Source organism: Marinicrinis sediminis (genome assembly GCF_042685085.1).
In the GTDB taxonomy this organism is placed as follows: domain Bacteria; phylum Bacillota; class Bacilli; order Paenibacillales; family KCTC-33676; genus Marinicrinis; species Marinicrinis sediminis.
In genome coordinates this window covers 78,658-98,897 of record NZ_JBHUMM010000007.1, presented here as the reverse complement: position 1 = coordinate 98,897, position 20,240 = coordinate 78,658, and the positions used below count along the sequence as shown (strand labels likewise).

Here is a 20,240-nt window from a genome sequence, read left to right as displayed (position 1 = left end):
AAGGAGGTGAGCTATATGTCTTGTCCTGGTGGATGGACCGTGAGTTCTTGTGGTGGAGAATACATCTGTGATTCCAGTCATCCTTGTGTAAACGGTGGAAAGTATTATATTACAAAAACCAGATGTACTAGTCCTACAGGCGGTACTACTTATTGTTATAACTCATCCAGAAGTTTTGCTGGCTGTTGCTAATGCAAGTATATCCAACTCCCTCTGCGAAGGGGGTTGGATTCTATATGATTATACAAGGGATGATTTAATGATAGACAAATTTATTAAATATGACAATGAGGAAAAAGAACATTTGCAGTTTTTAAAAACGTTGAATCCATTAGAAGTAGGTGAATATATATCGAATATTTCTCTGAATTCGATTGAGAAGAAAGAAGTACATTTGTATGATTTAATCACGGATCATTTAATTGTAACAATTTTTAGCCAGCACTGTGATGTCTGCTCAGAAGGGATGGAATCATTGTATCAGTTCTCAATTGAGAATCCTCATGTAAATATAGTGGGGCTTTTTCAATTTGATGAAGAAAAGTATTTAAGAATTGAGAATATGTATGAAGGACGTATTCATACTTTTTCCTGTTCAATAGATCAACTACATAATGAGCTCAGAAGCTTTGCTATGCCCTGGGCATATTGTGTGAATCAAGCCGGTCAAGTATTAACTAGTTCGCCTTGTAATCGTGTGGAATTATTCGAACAACTCGTATTTCCTTTCAAGAGACATTGGATATGAAGAGGAAAAATGCCATATCAGCCCTCTTCATTCTTATCAAATACGCTCCATTTACAATTTCAATAATCCTCGTAATTGTTTGTTTAATTCCATTATTATCAGGAATAAATTTGAGTCTTACTCAGAATTTGATTAATGAAATAACAGAGCTATATCATTTCGGAGATGTTATTGATTTGTTATTTTTAATAGCCAGTATTCAAGTATTAATCGGGATACTTGATGTAGTAAAAAAATTTTTGGAAGAAAAGTTCTCTATGTATGGGCAGCAAAGATTGCAAGAATATCTATTGAAGTCTTTAAATTTCACAACGATTACAAACCTAGAAAGAGCAAAGTTTCGTAATGATATGTTTTATGTCTCAAATAATTATATGCTGATTAACCAGCTTGTAAGTGCAGCTTTGGCGATTATCCAACAAACTGTGCTTATTATTACTTACAGCTACATTATCGTAATTGTAGATATGTACATCATTATTGTAACTATACTATGTTCCATTCCTATATTTATTTTTCATAATCAACTCGTGCTAAAAAGAGAAAATTTAAATATTAAGTTATCAGAAAAGGAAAGAGAGTCACAATATTATTTTGACAATATGATGAGGCCTGAAAATCAAAGAGAGCTTAAAATATTTGATATAAAACCATTTTTTCTATATAAATGGTCGAACGCAATAAAGTTCACTTTCATTAGAAAAGTGAACTTTATGAAAGAAGAAAGCGCTTGGCATGCAGCATCGAAAATAACTAACTTAGCAGGTTTTTTGATTGTTCAAATCATTCTTATTAAAGGAATTGCCGGAGGAAGCGTAAGTTTGGGAGAGTACGTGGCAGTGACAGCCGCTTTTGGAGTCTTAGAAGGGTCTGCGATCTCATTGGCATACCAAATTAGCATAGTTAAACAGTTTTACTTTATAAAGGAGAAGTACGAAAAGTTAATCAATGAATATATCTATTCGTCGAATACTCAAGTAAATAAAGAAGTATCAGTAGCTAATCATACATGCGCATTTAGTCAGATTGTGTTATCAAACTTATCTTTCAAATATCCAGATTTTAATGAGCCAGCTTTAAAAAATCTTAATTTAACGATAGAAGCAGGTCAGTCTGTCTCTATAGTTGGTGAGAACGGATCGGGAAAATCTACTTTAGGTAAAGTTTTACTAGGAATGCATGAAATTATGGATAACACATTATTTTATGATGGAAATGATATAAACAACTTAAATCGAGAAACAATTTATAAGAGTGTATCCACAGTTCAGCAAGATTTCTTAAAGCTTCCTGTTTCTGTTTATGACAATATTACCTTTGACCATAATCTTAAAGATAAGAATAAATGGGGCCAATTTACTGAACTATATGCGAATATTTTACCTTTTAATATTGAGAATCACGAATCTCAATTGCTTGGTAATGAATATTTGGGAGGGAAACAACTGTCAGGTGGTCAATGGCAACGGATTGCTCTCGCCAGAGCACTATACAAAAAATCATCGTTATTGGTTTTGGACGAAGCCACGTCAGCACTTGATCCAGAAAATGAGGTTGCTATTGTAAATGATATCTTAGAGAAAAGAAAAAAGGAAATGACCATATTTATAACACATAGGTTAAGCATCACTCCACTCACCGATAAGATTCTTGTGATGCACAATGGAAGGATAATTGAAGAAGGGAACTTTAGTGAACTGATGAAACTAAATGGTAAATTCAAGAAAATGTGGATTTCACAAAATAAAGAGAAAGGTGATTTGAATGAAGCAAATGAATTTCAAGGAATTGTTCAATTCTAGTAATCGTACGACTCCATTGAACATAGGAAATCTCTTTCCAAGTGAGCGAAATATTATCGAGGGAAAATGGTCTGCTATATTTGTCACACTCACTTGTCTTCATTGTATTGACCTTTTACCCCATTTAAATACACTCAATAAAGTTACAAAAGTACCGATCACCGTTTATATTGTTGCGAATCAAAGCGAAATAAACCACCTCGTTAACTATTTCAAGTTTGAGTTCCCGGTTGTCATGATTACATTGGATCAACTGGTTAATGAGTTTCATGTATTTGAAACTCCGTATTTATATGTAATGGATGAAGAAAATCGGGTAGTACTAAACAAAAGTTTGGATACGCATGAGCAATTATATGAACATTTGAATACAATCCAATCACAATGATATATGTCTACGTGATTGATTTTGTATTGGCTCTTATATTTGGAGTTAGTCTATTCGCTAAGTGTCTAAATCCAAAAGATTTTTCTATGCATATTCGTTCTTATGGAATCATTCCTCATCAGTACTGCAACTTCATCACAGTACTTGTCATAGGTGCAGAAGGAGCATTACTAATAGGATTTGTATTTCAAATGATGATAAAGGTCGTGGTGTTTTTTGGAGTGGTAGTTGTATGTTTTTTTACAATAATATTGTGGAGAGCGAAAAAGGATAAGTTGAATAATAATATATGTGCTTGTTTTGGTGAAATACATTGGTTAAATAAACATGGAATATTTAGAAATGTGTTAATTATATCAATCCTCTTAGTGAGATTTCAGATGCCTGTGTATGAGATAAGTCAAATTACAGGAGTAATAAAGTTATTAAGTTTAAGTTTCTTAGTTGCGTGCATTGAAAATTTAACGGAATGGAAGAAATTAAGGAGTTCGAAAAATGCTAATAGAAATATTACTTATCCTGGTCATCCTCATCAATATAATTAGTGTGATGGGTTTAATAAAAATAAAGAAAAAGAAAATTAGATATATATCAACCTTACTCGACGAGATTAAATCACGTTCTATACAAGAATGTAATCATATTCATGTGATATTTGTAGATTATGGAGGCTCGCTTTTTTCTTATCTTGACCAAATGCTTGAGATGGATCTTGTCATTATACTATATGCACCTGAATGGTTAATTCAAATAAAGAAAAATCAAAATTTGAAATGTGAACTCATTTCTATAAGTGAAAAGGGATACTGGGATAAATTTATGATACTTCATAATCAAATTGTAAGGCTTGATCATGGGAAACTTCGAATATATAGACAAGTAATTCCTTATCTTCATTCACTTAAAGGGGTAGTTAAATGAAAATTAAAGATGCTCAGCTTATTGTCGGTGATGTGGTTATATTTGATGAAGAAAGAAAAAGACACCAGATTATAGATGTTAGAAATGATTTGCAAGTGGAGATGTGTCCTTCGGTTTACACTGTGCATATATTAGTGAAGATGTGGTTTGAAGAAGGAACTGATCAAGCTTTTTTGATAGTCCTTGATCCTCATAATGATGTTGTTTTTCAAAAAGAATTACCACCGTTAGAGAACTATCGAACAGCTAAAATGAATGCTGGTATGGACTGTTCATTGGAAGTGAAAATGCTAGTTACAGTAGAAGGAAATTATCGTATTGAGCTTTATGGCTCTTCTGGTTTAATGACTGAGTATCCTGTATATGTATTACGAAAAACAATTGAGTAAAAAGTATATGAGAAAAAAAAGAAAATATACTATTGAATAGTGAAGATTATTGTGATAAAGTTATGTCAATGAAACCGGTTTCCTATGAAAGTTATTTCTGTATACAGGAAACCGATCATCCTAAATCTTTTAGAGGAAGTGGTTAGATTTTACTTGATATGTAAGCGATATCAAAGTGAATCTTGAAAGGGGATGAGTGTGGAATTTAACAGTTGCTTAAGCGAAGATATTGATGTGTCACAAAGTAAAGCAATTATTTTCAAAATTATTAGAATTTTTAAACAGGGGGAAATAGTATGTTGAAAAAAAGTATGGTTTTGATTATTGCAATGGTTATGGTATTTTCGATGGCTGCTTGTGCTAGTAACAACAACGCATCGAAACCTGAAAATGGAGGCAGTTCAAATACTCCGAACAATTCAAACAACGGAAATACTGGGGAAAACGCGGAAGCCCCTGCACTGGCACCTGAAGAAGGCGCCAAGCTGCTTGTCTGGGATGACCCGGCTGAAATTGAATATACGAAAGCTGTTGCACAAGCATTTGAAGAAAAGTATGGAGTGCCTGTTACCGTAGAAGGCGTACCTGCTCCTGATCAGGCGAATGAACTTGCAAACCGAGGCCCTGCATTGTTAGGAGCTGATGTTGTCATGTTCCCGCATGACAAGTTAGGTATTGCTGCATCTTCTGGTCTCATATTACCAAACGATGTATTTGCCGAAGAAACCATAGCTAGCAACGCTGAAGCAGCTATTCTCGCTTCTTCCTTCGAGGATAGACTGTATGGATATCCAAAATCAATTGAGACATATGCTTTGTTGTATAACAAGGATTTAGTGACAGAATTGCCTGAAACTTTTGAAGAGTTAGCTGCCTTTGCAGAAGAATTTACCGATAAGGATGCCAGAAAATATGGATTGATGTGGGAAGCTAAATCTCTTTATTATAATCACATGTTTATGGCACCTTATGGAGGATATATCTTTGGAAACAATGGAACAGATATTAACGATATCGGACTGGATAACGCTGGATCGGTTGAAGGGATTAAGTACTATCAGGAACTAAGCAAAATCCTGCCAGTAAATGTGGATGACATTACAAGTGATGTGAAAAATCAACTATTCCAGGAGAACAAACTTGCATTTAATATTGATGGTCCATGGGCAGTCGGATCACATAAAGGGAAAGTAAACTTCGGTGTTATGCCGCTTCCAAAATTGCCAAATGGTAAAGAACCGGTGACATTGTCTGGTGTACGTTCTTACTATGTAAACTCTTATACAGAATATCCAAATGCATCAAAATTATTTGCTTCTTTTGCTACGAACAAAGAAAATGCACTGCTTAATTTCGAAATGACAGGAATCTTACCTGCAAATACCGAGGCGAGTGAAGATCCAAAAATTAAAGAAGATGAAATTTTAAGTGGTTATATTGAGCAGTTTAAACATTCTGTTCCGATGCCTTCTGTTCCGGAAATGAATAGTGTATGGGAACCTTTGCAAGGTGCGTTCACTGCAGTATGGGATGATGGAGCAGATGTGGAACAATCATTGAACAATGCGGTGAAAACCTTGAAAGAAAAAATTCAGTAATAGCTGAAGCTTCAATCTCATAGAATCATCGGCCTCTGGCAGGCTGATGATTCTATGATTTTCTAAGAAAGGAGACCGCAGATATACATGCAGACACACAAACAGAAAGCAACGGTTCTCTCTTTCCTCTTCATGGGACTCGGTCAATTGTACAACCGACAATGGACGAAAGGCATTCTGTTGCTGTCGATCGGTGTCACCGGTTTACTCTTGTCACTGTTCTACGGGATTGAGAAGTTGACAGGACTTATTACATTAGGGGATCAGCCACGAGGAATGGTAGAAGTAGACGGCATCTTCCAAGTGGTGGACGGAGACCACTCTATTTTCTTTATGGTTAAAGGCCTGATTGCCCTGCTGCTGATGCTGCTATTATTCCTCGTTTATATACTGAACGTTCGCGATGCGAGATTTACGGGAGGAACACGGGATCAGGGTGAGCCTGTGGAGAGCTTTCCGGCCATGCTTCGGAGATGGAAGGAAGACCAGTTTCCGTATATGATCCTGGCCATTCCCTTTGTTTTTGTCTTGTTTTTGAATGTTTTGCCGATTATTTTCAGTATTTTGATTGCGTTTACGAATTATGCCGCACCGGTTCTTCCTCCAGCCAATCTGATTGACTGGGTCGGGTTCGAAAACTTTGCGGATCTGGTGACACTGAAAACATGGAGCCGGACGTTCTACGGTGTGTTTGTCTGGACGATGATCTGGGCCGTGCTGTCGACATTCACGACCTTTATGGGCGGAATCTTGGTGGCGGTACTTATTAATCAGAAAGACGTCAAACTAAAGAAGTTTTGGCGTACGATGCTGATCATTCCATTTGCCATTCCGAACCTGGTTTCACTGCTCGTTTTTCGAAACCTGCTCAATACGGAGTTTGGTCCGATTAATCAGTACTTAAGATACTTTGGACTGGACGGGCTGCCGTGGCTGCTGGATCCTTTTTGGGCTAAAGTAACGGTTCTAATGGTGAACATGTGGCTCGGAATTCCAGTCATCATGATTCTGGTTACCGGTATTCTTACCACGATTCCGAAAGATTTGTATGAAGCGGCTGAAGTAGACGGAGCAAGCAAAGTACAGATGTTTGCCCGCATTACGATGCCGATGATCATGTTCTCTATCGCGCCGATTCTCATTATGCAGTTTGCAGCCAATATCAACAACTTCAATGTCATATTCTTGTTAACGAACGGAAATCCCGTCGTATCCGAATATCAATATGCCGGCGCTACCGACTTGCTCGTCACCTGGCTCTATAAATTAACGTTGACGAACCGACAATATAACTTCGCCTCGGTCATCGGCATTATTATCTTCATCATCATTGCGGGCTTGTCCATTTACAACTTCCGTAAAACCCGCTCGTACCGAGAGGATGATATGATCCAATGAATCTAAGATTATTCAGCACCTATGCAATTCTGACCTTGCTGGTCATAGCGGCTGCCTATCCGGCTCTGTGGATTGTCATGTCTTCGCTTAAAGTGGGAGACAGTCTGTACAGTGAGACCTTTATCCCGAGAGCCTTTACCCTGGAACATTACCAGGATCTGTTCAACAGCAACATTCACAAATATCCAATCTGGTTTATGAATACGCTGAAAATTGCCGTATTCTCCACGATCCTGGGGACGTTTATCACCATGCTGGGCTCGTATGCCATTTCCCGCTTCCGGTTCAAAGGCCGCAAGCAAACGATGATGGGCCTGCTGATCTTGAACATGTTTCCCGGATTCATGGCCATGATCTCGATTTTCATTCTGTTGTCCCAGATCAAAATGCTGGACAATCACTGGGCACTGGTGATGGTCTATAGTGCAGGGGCACTGACGATGAATTTCTTCGTGGCCAAAGGCTTTTTTGATACCATTCCCCGGAGTCTGGAGGAAGCGGCACGGATGGACGGAGCGGACCACATGACCGTTTTCATGAAGATCATCCTGCCGCTGTCCAAGCCGATGCTAACCTATATCAGTCTCATGATTTTTACGGGAGCATGGGTGGATTTTATCTTCGCCAAGCTGATTCTGGTGTCGCAGGACAAGATTACACTGGCTGTCGGACTGTATGACATGGTCAACCAGCGCAATTCTACGGAATTTACCATGTTTGCAGCTGGAGCTGTACTGCTTGCGATTCCGATTATCGTCATTTTCTTCTGGTTGCAACGATTCCTTGTCGAAGGACTGACGGCTGGAGCGAACAAAGGTTAAATAAACAGATTGCCATCCATTCATTCGGTCATAGGAAAGGAAGTAACAACAGGCAAAAGGAGATTAAATCATGCTGTTATCAACGATATTACATGTATCTGAACCACCCTTCGCATTCCCGCTCAATGAGCATCAACTGAAGCTGCGTCTTCGTGCGCAAAAAAACCAGATCAAGACCTGTACGGTTCTGTATACAGATCGCTATACCTCGCCTGGGAAGGAAGAGGCGCTGGAGCTGGAGAAGATCGCAACGACGTCCCATTTCGATTACTTCGAAGGCATCGTACGGGCTCCATCCAAGCGGGTTCGCTATTCCTTTGTTCTCACAACCTTCGAGGAAGAGCACATTTGGTATGGCGAGATGGGGGCGTCTTATTGCATTGATGAGGCTGGAACCTTCCAGTATGCCTATATTACGGAAGGCAATCTGCATCATGTCCCTGCATGGCTGGAGGATGCCGTGGTCTATCAGATTTTTCCCGATCGCTTCTATAACGGAAATACCGGCAATGACCCACAGCCGCTGTGCAAGTGGGAACAGGAAATTCCGGAACGGGATTCCATGTACGGGGGAGATCTGCAAGGCATTACCAAGAAGATGGACTATCTGAAAGAGCTGGGCATCAATACGATCTACATGACCCCGATCTTCGAATCGCCTACCAATCACAAATACGATACAACAGACTATTTCAAGATCGATGAGCAATTCGGCGAGATGGAAGACTTGAAGCAAATGATTGAGAAAGCGCATGAAGCGGGTATCCGGGTGATGCTGGATGCGGTCTTCAACCATACCGGAGATGGCATGCGGTACTTCCAGGAGGCGAAAAAGGACCCCGTACACTCTCCTTATCGAGACTGGTATTTCTTTGCGGAGCCGACGGGCACGCACTCAGAAGAAAGTGGCGTATCGTACGAGACCTTCGCGCAGAATGTTCCCAATATGCCGAAGGTAAATACGAGTCATCCGGCTGTTCAGGAATTTTTCGTCAAAGTCGGCCGCTACTGGATTGAGGAAGCCGGCATCGACGCCTGGCGTCTCGATGTAGCCAATGAGGTGGACCCTGAGCTGTGGAAGCTGTTCCGCAGGGAGATCAATCAGCTGGATGATCAGGTGGCGATCATTGGAGAAGTGATGCATGCGGCCGGGCCATGGCTGCGGGGAGATCAGTTTGACGGTGTCATGAACTATTTGTATCGGGAGATTATGCTGGAGTTCTTTGCCAAGCAGCAGATTGGTGCGTCTGCCTTCGTGCGTCGTCTCAATCATATTCGAATGATGTATACGGATCAGGCCTATGCCGGGATGCTTCAGCTGCTGGACAGTCATGATACGGAACGCTTCCTTACTTCCTGCAAAAAGTACGGGAAGGGATGGGAAAGTGAACAGACGGCAAAAGGCCGAATGAGATCAGCGGTATTTTTCCAGCTTACCTCTCCGGGGGTTCCCATGATTTATTACGGGGATGAAGTCGGTATGGAAGGGGAAACCGATCCCGACTGCAGAAGACCGATGATATGGAAGGAAGAGCGACAGGACGCGGAGATGCTCGCGCTATACAAGCAGCTTCTGTCAGCCAGACAGCAGTTTGTTTCCTTGCGCAGGGGGGCGTATCGGGACTGGTTTACGGACGAAGCCAATCAGGTGATTGCCTTCCGGCGTTTTTGCGAGGGTGAGCAGGCTGCAGTGATCATCAACAGCTCTGCGAATGAAGTGAAGCTGTATCCGTCCAATCCATTCCATGGCATGGGTGCGGAGGAACAGGTAGTAGATGCCTTCAGCAGACAGTCAGGCAAGGCTTCAGAAGTATTAAAATCGGTTGTTCTCCCGCCGTATTCAGGACGAATCTATGTTTATAACTCGAATAAGCATTAATCATTTATTCCAAGTGGACGGCTGAGATCGAAGCGTCCACTCATCGTAGACATGTAAGATCAGATCCCGTTGTGACCTTGTACGCAGGTGTCACAAGACGGGGTCTTTTTTTACGCATGTTGAACCTTTCCCTCGCATATGGTTATGACAGTGAGAACATTTCGAGCGAATGAGGAGGTTCCCAATGGAAGATTGGAGAATTATGCTGCAAAAGTCCAGTATGTACGGGATTCTGGCTGATTACTATACGTATACCAATCCGGAGATGCATATTCATTACTACAAGAAATACTTGCACTGTGTAGAGATGCTGGCGGCTTATGTCAAGCATTATGGAGACCCCTATGAGCAGAACAATCCATCTCCTGCTGCCATTCAGCCCTATCAGCAGGGACCATATGCACCAAATGCACCAAACGCACCAGGCGCTGCCCAAGGCGCCAATCTGATGCCGCCGATGCCCGCTATGAACATGCCTTACGGAAACATGCCAATCCATCCGATGCATGGCATGCAGATGTCTCCGCACATGGTCAACCGCATGGAGATGGCTCGCATCAGAGTCTTGCATGCCTCGCCGGATGCGCCGGCAGTCGATGTCTATGCGAACGGCAAGAAAGTGGCCTCGGGTCTGAAATACAAGCAGGTGACGGATTATATGCCGGTACCGCCGGGAGATTACCAGGTCGAGGTGTTTCCGGCAGGGGAAAAGCAAAAGCCGGTTTTGAGCCAGCAGGTTCAGGTATCACCAGGAAATACGTATACGGTAGCAGCCGCAAACAAGCTGGCTGATTTGAAGCTCATCGCCTATCTGGATGAGCCGTTTGTAGCGCCTGGACTGAGCAAATTGCGGTTTATCCATTTAGCACCTGATGCACCTGCGGTAGATGTGGCCCTGAAAAAAGGGAATGTTGTATTTTCGAATATTTCCTTTGGCGGCAGCAGTGCGTATGCCCCGTTGCAGCCAAACCGGTATGATTTTGAAGTGAGAGCAGCGGGTACCCAGCAGTCGGTGCTGGATGTGCCACAGGTCAACCTGGAGGCAAAGGGATACACCATCGTCGCCGTTGGCCTACTCAAGGGCAAGCCGGCTCTGGACGCCATTTTGCTGTATGGGTAGACAGCACACATAGGTATTTCCTCCCTGGATCGGGCACCCTAGAAGAAAAGGATGGTTCTACCATCGGTCGACGGAGGGATGAGGATGCAAGGCTACCGAAAAGAGCATGATTTCTTGGGAGAGAAACAGGTAGAGGCAGGTTCATATTACGGGGTGCAGACGTTACGAGCAGTGGAGAATTTCCCGATTATGGGTGTGCCGATTCATCGGCAGCTGATTGTGTCGCTGGCGAAGGTAAAAAAGGCAGCAGCGCTGGCCAATATGGACATTCAGCTTCTGAAAAAAGAAATTGGGGAGGCCATTGTCAAAGCGGCCGATGAAGTGATGGCCGGAAAATGGATAGAGGCATTTATCGTAGATTCCATTCAGGGCGGGGCAGGGACATCCATCAATATGAATATGAATGAGGTGCTGGCCAACCGTGCACTGGAATGGATGGGACACCAAAAGGGAGAATACTTTCATTGCAATCCGAACAACCATGTCAATATGTCCCAGTCTACGAATGATACGATTCCGACAGCGCTGAGAATTGCGGCGTACCAGCTCACCCAGCGGCTCCTGCAAACGATGAGATCCTTTCATATGACCCTGCTCAAGAAGTCCAGGCAGTTTGATTCGGTCATCAAGATGGGCAGAACCCACCTGCAGGACGCCGTGCCGATTCGTCTCGGACAGGAATTCGCTGCGTACGCCGGATTCATGAGCCGCAACATAGAGCGGGTTGATCAGGCTTGCCGGCATTTGCTGACCATCAATATGGGGGCAACTGCAGTTGGCACGGGTTTGAATGCCGGTACGGCATACATGGAGAAGGTGACAGGTTATTTGCAGCAGTTATGCGGCCTGCCGCTCAAGCATGCCGGCGATCTGGTTGATGCCACGCAAAATACGGATGCCTATGTAGAGCTGTCAGCTGCGCTGAAGGTGACTGCGGTTAATCTGTCCAAAATGTGCAATGATCTCAGGCTGATGGCTTCTGGTCCCAGAGCAGGCTTGTCGGAGATTTTTCTGCCGCCCAGACAGCCGGGGTCTTCGATCATGCCAGGCAAAGTAAATCCGGTCATGCTGGAGGTGATGAACCAGATAGCCTTTCAGGTGATGGGCAATGATCATACGATATGTATGGCCAGTGAAGCCGGGCAGTTTGAGCTCAATGTAATGGTGCCGGTCATTTCCTTTAATTTGTTGCAGTCTCTGGATATCCTGAACAATGGATTGTGCGTACTGGAGAAATACGCCATGGAAGGGCTGGAGGCGAATATGGAGCAGTGCAAGCAGTACGTCAGTCAAAGCTTTGGCGTGATCACGGCACTGAATCCACATCTCGGCTATGAAACGGCAGCTCAGATTGTGAAGGAAGCTCTGAAAACCGGGGCGACGGTCAAAGAGATTATTCTGGAACGGCAGCTGTTGACGGAAGAGGAGCTAACCGTGATTCTCGATCCTTACCAGATGACGTCGCCCGGCATCGCAGGGATTCAGTTTCTACATAATCAGTAGAGCATGCACGACTTAGAACATACTGAACTCCCAGGCCTCACTCATCCGTTCCAGCATGTGCATGCCGGCAATGCTGTTTCCTTTCTCATCCAGGGAGGGTCCGATAATCCCAATTCCCATCCGGCCGGGTACAAGGGCCAGGATGCTGCCAGATACGCCGCTTTTGGCCGGGATACCAACGCGAATGGCAAATTCGCCGGAAGCATTGTACATGCCGCAGGTCACCATAAAGGTTTTGGCAATGCGCACATATTTGGCCGGAATGAGCTGCCTGGAAGTGTCTGGATCAAGGCCGTTATTGGCGAGGATGACAGCCAGACGAGCCAACTGCTTGCAAGTCATTTCAATGGCACAATGCTTGAAATACACATCCAGCTGTTCCTCCACTTTTCCTTCCAGCACGCCTACATCCTTGAGAAAGTAGCCAAGCGAGCGATTTCGGTTGGCCGTGGCTTTCTCAGACTCGTATACGTCTTCGTTGAAGCCGATGTCCGGGTCGCTGGCCAGGTGTTGAATAAAGGCCAGTATGCGATGCCATTTCTCTTCTGGTGTTTCACCTCCGATTAGCGAGGTCACGGTAATGGCGCCTGCATTGATCATCGGATTGAACGGTTTTCCGGGAGGTACGAGCTCCAGTTTCAGAATGGACTTGAAATTGTCTCCGGTTGGCTCCATGCCTACGTGGGAGAATACGACTTCTTCCCCTCTGTCCATCAGAGCCAGGATCAGGGTGAATACTTTTGATATGCTTTGCAGCGTGAAGATTTGGTCACAATCCCCCAGAGTGAGGGGAGAACCTTGCACGGGGTGAATCGTGATGCCAAGCGCATCCGGGCTGGCCTGCGCCAATGCGGGGATATAATCGGCCACTTGACCTTTGTGCACAAGGGCACGGCTCTCTTCCATCCAATTCAGCAGCAAATGATCATTTGTCATGAATCCCTACCCTTTCTGCCATTCATTTCGGCCTGTTTGCCTTTAGTTTACTATAAATCGGGCGATAAATGCTTCACATTCCCCTATCTCTGTGGAAAAGTCAATGGTAAAATTTACGGAAACGGATTCAAAAACTTTCCTGTCCTTTTCCAACCTTGCCATGGTAAATTAAAACAAGAGAGGAGCGATGGTTTTTGAAGCATGTGATGCAATGGACAGGTTTGGTGGCGATCGTGATCGTGATGATGTTCAGTTCTGTACCCCCTACTTCTGCAGCAGCCACTCCGAGCTGGACCATTAACGGTGAGGCGTATACGTTCGACAGCAAACCGCTAATGAAAAATCAGCGCTGGCACTTGCCCATACGTGAGGTAGCCGATGCGCTGCAAGCAAATATTGAATGGGATCAGCAAGCACGTTCTATTACCGTATTGTCTCCCTATGATGATGAGGTCATTATGGAGTGGAAGCGGTATGTGACGACGATGAATGATGAAAAGTATATTTCCGATTCGGCGCCGTTTATGTCAAATGGACGCCTGTATATTTCAATGAGACATGCAGCGGAAATGCTGCATATGCAAGTCAACTGGGAACCGGAAGGCAACGTCATTTCCCTTCAGCTCGTTCCCCTGTATGAAGTCAAGGAAGACGATACATGGCAATCTGTGAGCAAGCAGCTCGAGGTAGAGGTAGAGAAACTGAAACAGCGCAATACCCATATCGAGGGCAAACTGGCCGCAGGGGATTCCATCAAATGGGTGATCCCGTCCATGATGAGTGAGGAACTTGTGAATCCGAACCTGATTTTGCTGGCCAAACTGATTTTCGCTGAAGCGGGATATGAGAGTTATGAGGGGCAGCTGGCCGTGGGTAATGTGGTCATGAACCGGGTCGCGCATTCCAGTTTTCCGTCTACTTTGCAGGGCGTTATTTATGCGCCCGGACAGTTCACACCTGCCCGTACAGGTAAGCTGGAGCGAATGGAGCCCTCCGATGAGAGTCTGCAAGCCGCCAGAGAAGCACTTCTGGGGGTCAATGTAGCGGGGGACGCGTTGTATTTTTATAATCCGAAGGTGTCCGGTGGTTCTTTCTTCAACTCGTTGGAGGTTGTGGTCAACATCGGCAATCACCGATTTGCAAAATAGGACAGTTATGATGATTCGGCCACCCGTCAAATAGAGTGAAACGGCATAATGCGCCAAGGATGATACATGGGAGTATGACCGATTCGGCTTTCATAAATGACGACAGAATGAGCGACCCATTTCAAGGGTGGCTCATTTTGTTTTTCTGTGGAGAGGGAAGACAGATCGAACGCGGAATTCGCGTGACCGGACTGATATCGGCGGGCAACGGTAATATGAGGCATATAGGGACGAGATTCGGGGTGAACGAGCTGCTGCTCCACACAGTAGGTGTAAAGGGTGTGTTGCAAGGTTTGCAAGGGTGGCGGTGACGTACATCCCTTGTACAAAATACGTGGAGCACGTTCGGAACCGAAAACTCCCCACTGTGTCATCTCCAGACAGAATGGGGAATGGGGTGGTATGATGGCATATATCTTCCAGCCATTTGGCGAGCTTGTTGAGCTTGTCTAAGGCAAGGTCTCCGATGAACTGCAAGGTAATATGATAATCTCGGCTGTCTGTCCAGGTTCGAAACTCAGGCTGCATGGCGAGTCCCTGAACCTGCTGATTCAGCCTCTGCCTGATCTGGAGGGGCAGAGGCAACGCGACAAAGGCACGGACGGATGGATGTACCAAACGAAAGCCTCCCCTGGTCGTTCCGACTTTTTCTGCTTGGCATTAAGTTGCCCCATCCAGCCTGCTTTTCATACCTGTTTATTGGTCCAGCGGGATCAATACTGTGAAAATAATGGTGCCATTTTGGGACCATACGTCAATGGAACCGCGATAATGCAGCACCCGTTCTTTCGTAACCGCCAGTCCGATGCCGTCATGGCTGTCAGAGGTTTTGGTACTGTATCCGGCAAGGAACATCCGGTCCACTTCCTCGCTAGACAGGGAGCGCCCGGGATTCTTCACCTGAATCATCAACTGCCGCTCTACCGTTTTGACCTTGAGATCGACGATGCGCTCATCTACTGGGAGCATGAGGACGGCATCGAAGGCATTATCCACAAGGTTGCCGATGATTTTGACGATATCTACCGATTTCACACCGAATTTGAGCTTGTCGACATCGGTGAGCTGGTGACGAAGATGTATTTTTTTAGTCACTGCCACGGTCAGTTTGGACTGCACGATCGCGGCGATAGCCGGCTGTCCGACCCGAATCAGATCATTGACTTCCCGAATCTCGCCAATGAGCTCAGCGGTGTACTGCTTCAGGGCCTCTGTCTTGTTCATGCTGACGAGACTATGTATGGTCTGCACGTGGTTGAGAAAGTCATGGCGCTGACCACGGATGGTCGTAAACATTTCATTTAACTGTTCAATATACGCAATCTGGGCCGACTGGACCGCAACCTCTCTCGTGGCCTTCATAAAGCGCATAATGATCCAGATGACGATCATGGTAATGAGAAGGGCAATCAGGATGGAAATGCCCATCATGGAAAATTGTTTGTTCAGATTGTTCTGTATGGTTTGGTAGTCGCCTACGATGCGGATGACATAGGAGGTGGTATCGTCCTTCACCGGAATATAGGATTGCCATACTTTCTGATCATTGAGCGTCGCCACTTCACTGATCATACGCTGCTGTTTCATAGATCGATTGACATACGTCACATCCGCCTGTTCGTTTTTAAACAAATAGGAACCATACAGAATAGGTCGGTCTCGATGATGAACCCATTCCTCATCATGCTGGTTTTTGGCTTTTTTTAATTTGTCATTGCCAAATTTGCCATGGTTGAATACCGTAATTTCCTTGATGAATGTATTTTCACGGAGCATGGATTCAATGACCGCAGTGGGTCCGGTCATCTGGTCAAACACATCGAGCTTTTTCATATTGATATACGGATCGATCATGTAATTGGTCGTACCATCATAGAAATAGCCCCATTTGAACACTTTCTCAGGGTCCGAATTGGCCACCTCGAAAGGACCAGCCCAAAAGTGAGGAAGGGTTTCGCCGCGACCGACCGTAACCGGCTCCTCCCTGTACAACTGCCGGAATGCCTCGTACCAGAATCCCCAGAAGTTCGTGCTGAGTCCGATTTCATTTGCTTCTGTAGAGCGATAGCCTACGATATCGTCGTCCGTCTGCTTGAACAGCGTGACGGCTTCAAGACCGATTTCGTCACGTAGCTTTTTCAGTTGTTCATTGGTGACTTCCTCCAGATCGGCAGGAAGTGCATATTTATATACCAAAGAAGCGGTTCGTAGCTGTTCCGCCAGTAATTTCTCTACATAATCCGTTCCCAGCTGGGAATGTGTGATGGACATCCGTATATGCTTGGCGACCGTCTCCATCCGTTCGGTGAGCTGATCCTCAAGCGTTCTTTTAGTTGAATAATAGTAGACGAGATTATTGACCAAGAGCAGCAGAATAATAATCAGGCCAATGAAATATAGAAAGCGGGAACGCATAAGCCAGCAACACCTTAATATAGACAGAATAGGTGATCGGATCACCTTCCTTATTATACCTTTTTTTTATGCAAGTTGAATAGAATTAAGTATGTCAAGCTCATGACGGATGAGGAGAGAAAGCCGATTAGCATGCATGCAAAAAGACCCGTGCAACGGGATAACGTTACACGAGTCTCTGTAAATTACAGTCAAGCATACAGATCAGGCTGCAGGGGATGCCAGCAAATCGATGTGGCATGGGCAAAGCTAGGGAACTCGTTATGCCTGATGAGTAGCGGACAAGGAGCAAGCTAAGTCAGCTAGGATCAAGCTAAGAGCAAGCTAAGAGATAGCAGCAGACGATTGCATGAGTGTAGAACAGTATTCAATAATTTCTCTTCGTCTGATCATGCCGATAAAATGCTGCTGGTCGTCGACGACGGGAATAAAATTTTGCGCAATCGCCAAGGTGAGCAGATCTTCAATCTGGGCGTTGATCTCCACCGGCTGATTTTGCATTTTTTGGGGTACGTCCTTGAGACGGATATGCTCTATGGTTTGAAAATTTAATTCAGGCGTTTTTTTCAATGCCCACAACAGATCACCTTCTGTAATGGTTCCCACGTACTTCCCTTCTGCATCTAATAGCGGAACGGCCGAGTACCGATGGAACTCCATTTTCTCCAGTGCTTGGCGAATGGTAGAATCTGGCGTCAGGCACACACATTCATTTTTTGGGAGTAAAAAAAACGCGATATTCACTTTCATCATCTTCCCTTCAATTATGTAAGGTCTATGCGCTCACAGACATACATACGCAGGAAGCGGTGAAAGGTTTCTTCTTTTTTGATCAGCTACTTGTCTCCACGGTCTACCGAGAAGCGCGTTTTGTGGCGATGAGGTTCTTCCTGATCGTACAAGCTTTCCTTGGGTTCCAGACTGACTAGCTCCCAGGTTGCCGTGCCCAGTTGCGGGTCAGAAGGAAAGGCCTCGCCTCGCTTGACCATCTCTTCACGTCCCCATTCATTGCGATATACGCCATCTACTTCACATATCTCGTGCGAAATAGGGTTCATTTGCTGTTTAGGGTGTTGATCTGCCATGGAATGGTCTCCTTTCACGTTTTTTCTCTGTTTATTCTCACTTTATAAGACGAAATATTATCCTTGATGCCTTTTAAGACCGATGAAGAAACGAAAAGAACCCCGCAGGGTTCTTTTCTGTCGATGCGGTTGGTTGTTTTTCCTTTCTCATCCCTCAAAGCCGAGTGTCGATCAATGTCTGAGAATAACCAGACGAATCCAATTACATCAAACATCCAATCTAATGAGTGGCAAAAACGACTGGCGCTACGTTCAACGGAACCATCACCTTTCCTTTCGCACCGACATCCATTATTATGGACAACGATCTGAAACTTATACGTGCACGGTATAGAATTTTGCAGAAAATATTGGTACAGTGAAAGTTGCAGGAAGGAACAGGCCAATGACATTACTCATGAAAGAAGTGAATACATCGTGTACATCATCGGTATCGATATCGGAACCACTCACAGTAAAGCCGGTTTGTTTGATCTGAATGGACGCCATATTCGAACAGCAAGCCGTAAAACCCCCACTCATCATCATGAACAAGGATACGCCTATTATGATCCGGAGGAAATCTGGTCACTGATTGCCTCCGCCTTACAGGAAATTACGGCTGATATACCCGCGGAGCAGATTCGGAGTATTGGAATCGCGAGCATGGCTGAGAGCGGGCTCATGGTTGATCGGTCGAGCGGAAAAGCCAAATCCCACTTCATGCCTTGGTTTGACAGCTGTTCTCAGCCGCAGGCGGATCGGATCAAGCAGGAGACAGACCTGGTGGAGAGATTTTCTCTGTCGGGCTTGCACATTGGATTCAAGCACGGACTGGCCAAGATTTTGTGGCTGAAAGAACATCAGCCTCAGTCGCTGGAAAATGCCGTATGGCTCTCTGCCTCTGGCTATATGCTGTATCGTTTGACGGGCCAGTTTGCCTCTGATTACTCCCTGGCTGCACGTACGCTGGCCTTTCGGATCGACACACTGGAGTGGGACGAGCCGTGGATTCGACATTTCGGACTAGATCCGGCTCTGTTTCCACCGGCTTATCCTGCCGGAGAGAAGATGGGTGATACGACTGCTGCGATTCAGTCGCTCGGGATCGCGCCGCAAACTCCGGTCACGATTGCAGGACATGATCATGTAGCCGCCGCGTTGTCCGTCGGGGCTGTCACCCCTGAGATCGTCTATGATTCGATGGGAACGGCGGAAACGATGGTCGGTACGATGGCACCCAAGTCACTGGGTCAACGGGAATATGACGCAGGTCTGTCCTTTGGTATTCATATCGCGAGGGGACAGATGTTCTGGATGGGAGGCAATGCCTCATCGGGTGGTTCGGTTGAATGGCTTCGCGGCTTGCTGGCTGATGAACAACTAACCTATGAGCACCTGCTGCAGCTCCTCGCTGCCGTTAGTCCGGAGCCAACGGGTCTGCTCTATTACCCGTATTTGACTGGCAGTGGAGCGCCTCTGCCGCAGTCGACGGTGAAGGGCTCGATGATCGGACTGCGCAAGGAACACGGCAAGGGGGAGTGGCTGAAGGGTGTGCTGGAAGGCACAGCCTATCAGCTGCAGATGATCCGGGAAGAAGCGGAGGGCATTTCCGGTCAAGCGATTGATGCGCTTGTGGTCGTGGGGGGCGGCACACGTAATCCGCACTGGCTGCAGGTCAAATCGGATGTGCTGAAGGTTTCCTTGACTGTTCCCGATATTGAGGAAGCTTCCCTGCTGGGTGCGGCTCTTGCTTCCGGCATCGGTGCCGGTATCTATGCAGATGCGCAGTCTGCGGCCGGGGTCGTTCAGTCTGCTGTTGCCAAACGTGTGGAGCCAAATGACGCGCACCATGAGCGGTATCGTCAATTGTACGAACACGGGTACAAGAAACTCCAGACTCCGCTGCGCACATTTTTTCAAGACATCGCTGCCCTGAAATAGATCACGAATCTCTTTCATAGCAGTCGTTAATAGGTTTGAAGTCTTTGAGCTGCGAAAAGGTCGCCCTTTACAAGGGTGACCTTTTCTTTTGTGATTGCCGCGCTTTTTTTGTGTAGAAGCCTGCGATTGGTGAATACATTGGTAATAACCGGATAAAAGGCGGGTG

At 45.1% G+C, this 20,240-nt stretch carries 18 protein-coding genes and 1 pseudogene; 13 read left to right on the top strand and 6 right to left on the bottom strand.

Annotated features, from left to right (window positions below; translation table 11 throughout):
- The first annotated feature begins 94 nt into the window (after positions 1-94).
- The 11 genes from ACFSUC_RS04525 to aspA all read left to right on the top strand — a co-directional run bounded on the left by ACFSUC_RS04525 (position 95) and on the right by aspA (position 12,567).
- Positions 95-748: a hypothetical protein gene (locus tag ACFSUC_RS04525; RefSeq protein ID WP_379928296.1), complete on the top strand. Its 654-nt coding sequence runs from the start codon at positions 95-97 to the stop codon at positions 746-748.
- Entirely contained in the window at positions 745-2,550 is a 1,806-nt protein-coding gene (locus ACFSUC_RS04520) for an ATP-binding cassette domain-containing protein (protein ID WP_379928295.1), read from the top strand. Before ACFSUC_RS04525 ends, ACFSUC_RS04520 begins: the two co-directional genes overlap by 4 nt.
- 384 nt (positions 2,551-2,934) lie before the next feature.
- Entirely contained in the window at positions 2,935-3,483 is a 549-nt protein-coding gene (locus tag ACFSUC_RS04515; protein WP_379928294.1) for a MauE/DoxX family redox-associated membrane protein, read from the top strand.
- Positions 3,434-3,859, top strand: coding sequence for a hypothetical protein (locus ACFSUC_RS04510; RefSeq protein WP_379928470.1), 426 nt, complete (start codon positions 3,434-3,436; stop codon positions 3,857-3,859). The genes ACFSUC_RS04515 and ACFSUC_RS04510 overlap by 50 nt, the downstream gene beginning before the upstream one ends.
- Positions 3,856-4,248, top strand: a complete 393-nt coding sequence (locus ACFSUC_RS04505) for a hypothetical protein (protein WP_379928293.1) — start codon at positions 3,856-3,858, stop codon at positions 4,246-4,248. The genes ACFSUC_RS04510 and ACFSUC_RS04505 overlap by 4 nt, the downstream gene beginning before the upstream one ends.
- A gap of 296 nt (positions 4,249-4,544) precedes the next feature.
- Positions 4,545-5,846 (top strand): sugar ABC transporter substrate-binding protein, encoded by a 1,302-nt coding sequence (locus tag ACFSUC_RS04500; protein ID WP_379928292.1) that lies wholly within the window; start codon positions 4,545-4,547, stop codon positions 5,844-5,846.
- Positions 5,847-5,933: 87 nt separating this feature from the next.
- Entirely contained in the window at positions 5,934-7,244 is a 1,311-nt protein-coding gene (locus ACFSUC_RS04495) for a carbohydrate ABC transporter permease (RefSeq protein WP_379928291.1), read from the top strand.
- Entirely contained in the window at positions 7,241-8,065 is an 825-nt protein-coding gene (locus tag ACFSUC_RS04490) for a sugar ABC transporter permease (protein WP_379928290.1), read from the top strand. The genes ACFSUC_RS04495 and ACFSUC_RS04490 overlap by 4 nt, the downstream gene beginning before the upstream one ends.
- Before the next feature lie 70 nt (positions 8,066-8,135).
- Complete coding sequence (locus tag ACFSUC_RS04485) at positions 8,136-9,944, top strand: glycoside hydrolase family 13 protein (protein ID WP_379928289.1); 1,809 nt, start codon at positions 8,136-8,138, stop codon at positions 9,942-9,944.
- Positions 9,945-10,128: 184 nt separating this feature from the next.
- Positions 10,129-11,064, top strand: a complete 936-nt coding sequence (locus tag ACFSUC_RS04480; RefSeq protein ID WP_379928288.1) for a DUF4397 domain-containing protein — start codon at positions 10,129-10,131, stop codon at positions 11,062-11,064.
- Between the two features lie 78 nt (positions 11,065-11,142).
- Complete coding sequence (gene aspA / locus ACFSUC_RS04475) at positions 11,143-12,567, top strand: aspartate ammonia-lyase (RefSeq protein ID WP_379928287.1); 1,425 nt, start codon at positions 11,143-11,145, stop codon at positions 12,565-12,567.
- Between the two features lie 12 nt (positions 12,568-12,579).
- Here aspA and glsA read toward each other — a convergent pair whose 3' ends face one another.
- Complete coding sequence (gene glsA / locus ACFSUC_RS04470) at positions 12,580-13,503, bottom strand: glutaminase A (protein ID WP_379928286.1); 924 nt, start codon at positions 13,501-13,503, stop codon at positions 12,580-12,582.
- A gap of 203 nt (positions 13,504-13,706) precedes the next feature.
- Between glsA and ACFSUC_RS04465 the strand changes: the two genes are divergently transcribed.
- Positions 13,707-14,651: a cell wall hydrolase gene (locus ACFSUC_RS04465; RefSeq protein WP_379928461.1), complete on the top strand. Its 945-nt coding sequence runs from the start codon at positions 13,707-13,709 to the stop codon at positions 14,649-14,651.
- Positions 14,652-14,677: 26 nt separating this feature from the next.
- On the opposite strand, the gene ACFSUC_RS04460 is transcribed toward ACFSUC_RS04465, so the two are convergent.
- The 5 genes and pseudogenes from ACFSUC_RS04460 to ACFSUC_RS04440 all read right to left on the bottom strand — a co-directional run bounded on the left by ACFSUC_RS04460 (position 14,678) and on the right by ACFSUC_RS04440 (position 18,151).
- Positions 14,678-15,055, bottom strand: coding sequence for a 2'-5' RNA ligase family protein (locus ACFSUC_RS04460; RefSeq protein ID WP_379928460.1), 378 nt, complete (start codon positions 15,053-15,055; stop codon positions 14,678-14,680).
- Positions 15,048-15,236: pseudogene (locus tag ACFSUC_RS04455) on the bottom strand (2'-5' RNA ligase family protein); the annotation flags it as partial. The pseudogene ACFSUC_RS04455 and the gene ACFSUC_RS04460, both read right to left, overlap by 8 nt.
- A 111-nt stretch (positions 15,237-15,347) precedes the next feature.
- Positions 15,348-17,066 (bottom strand): sensor histidine kinase, encoded by a 1,719-nt coding sequence (locus ACFSUC_RS04450; protein ID WP_379928285.1) that lies wholly within the window; start codon positions 17,064-17,066, stop codon positions 15,348-15,350.
- Between the two features lie 324 nt (positions 17,067-17,390).
- Positions 17,391-17,810 (bottom strand): CBS domain-containing protein, encoded by a 420-nt coding sequence (locus tag ACFSUC_RS04445; RefSeq protein ID WP_379928284.1) that lies wholly within the window; start codon positions 17,808-17,810, stop codon positions 17,391-17,393.
- 92 nt (positions 17,811-17,902) lie between these two features.
- Positions 17,903-18,151 (bottom strand): hypothetical protein, encoded by a 249-nt coding sequence (locus ACFSUC_RS04440; RefSeq protein WP_379928283.1) that lies wholly within the window; start codon positions 18,149-18,151, stop codon positions 17,903-17,905.
- A 417-nt stretch (positions 18,152-18,568) separates the two neighbouring features.
- On the opposite strand from ACFSUC_RS04440, the gene ACFSUC_RS04435 reads away from it, so the two are divergent.
- On the top strand, positions 18,569-20,074 hold the full coding sequence (locus ACFSUC_RS04435; protein ID WP_379928282.1) for an FGGY-family carbohydrate kinase: 1,506 nt from the start codon (positions 18,569-18,571) through the stop codon (positions 20,072-20,074).
- The last annotated feature ends 166 nt before the right edge of the window (positions 20,075-20,240 follow it).

Bases quoted from the DNA above. Each gene is read 5' to 3' on its own strand.
- ACFSUC_RS04520 (WP_379928295.1), top strand. From the start codon at position 745: ATGAAGAGGAAAAATGCCATATCAGCCCTCTTCATTCTTATCAAATAC.
- ACFSUC_RS04515 (WP_379928294.1), top strand. From the start codon at position 2,935: ATGATATATGTCTACGTGATTGATTTTGTATTGGCTCTTATATTTGGA.
- ACFSUC_RS04510 (WP_379928470.1), top strand. From the start codon at position 3,434: ATGCTAATAGAAATATTACTTATCCTGGTCATCCTCATCAATATAATT.
- ACFSUC_RS04505 (WP_379928293.1), top strand. From the start codon at position 3,856: ATGAAAATTAAAGATGCTCAGCTTATTGTCGGTGATGTGGTTATATTT.
- ACFSUC_RS04500 (WP_379928292.1), top strand. From the start codon at position 4,545: ATGTTGAAAAAAAGTATGGTTTTGATTATTGCAATGGTTATGGTATTT.
- ACFSUC_RS04495 (WP_379928291.1), top strand. From the start codon at position 5,934: ATGCAGACACACAAACAGAAAGCAACGGTTCTCTCTTTCCTCTTCATG.
- ACFSUC_RS04490 (WP_379928290.1), top strand. From the start codon at position 7,241: ATGAATCTAAGATTATTCAGCACCTATGCAATTCTGACCTTGCTGGTC.
- ACFSUC_RS04485 (WP_379928289.1), top strand. From the start codon at position 8,136: ATGCTGTTATCAACGATATTACATGTATCTGAACCACCCTTCGCATTC.
- ACFSUC_RS04480 (WP_379928288.1), top strand. From the start codon at position 10,129: ATGGAAGATTGGAGAATTATGCTGCAAAAGTCCAGTATGTACGGGATT.
- aspA (WP_379928287.1), top strand. From the start codon at position 11,143: ATGAGGATGCAAGGCTACCGAAAAGAGCATGATTTCTTGGGAGAGAAA.
- glsA (WP_379928286.1), bottom strand. From the start codon at position 13,503: ATGACAAATGATCATTTGCTGCTGAATTGGATGGAAGAGAGCCGTGCC.
- ACFSUC_RS04450 (WP_379928285.1), bottom strand. From the start codon at position 17,066: ATGCGTTCCCGCTTTCTATATTTCATTGGCCTGATTATTATTCTGCTG.
- ACFSUC_RS04440 (WP_379928283.1), bottom strand. From the start codon at position 18,151: ATGGCAGATCAACACCCTAAACAGCAAATGAACCCTATTTCGCACGAG.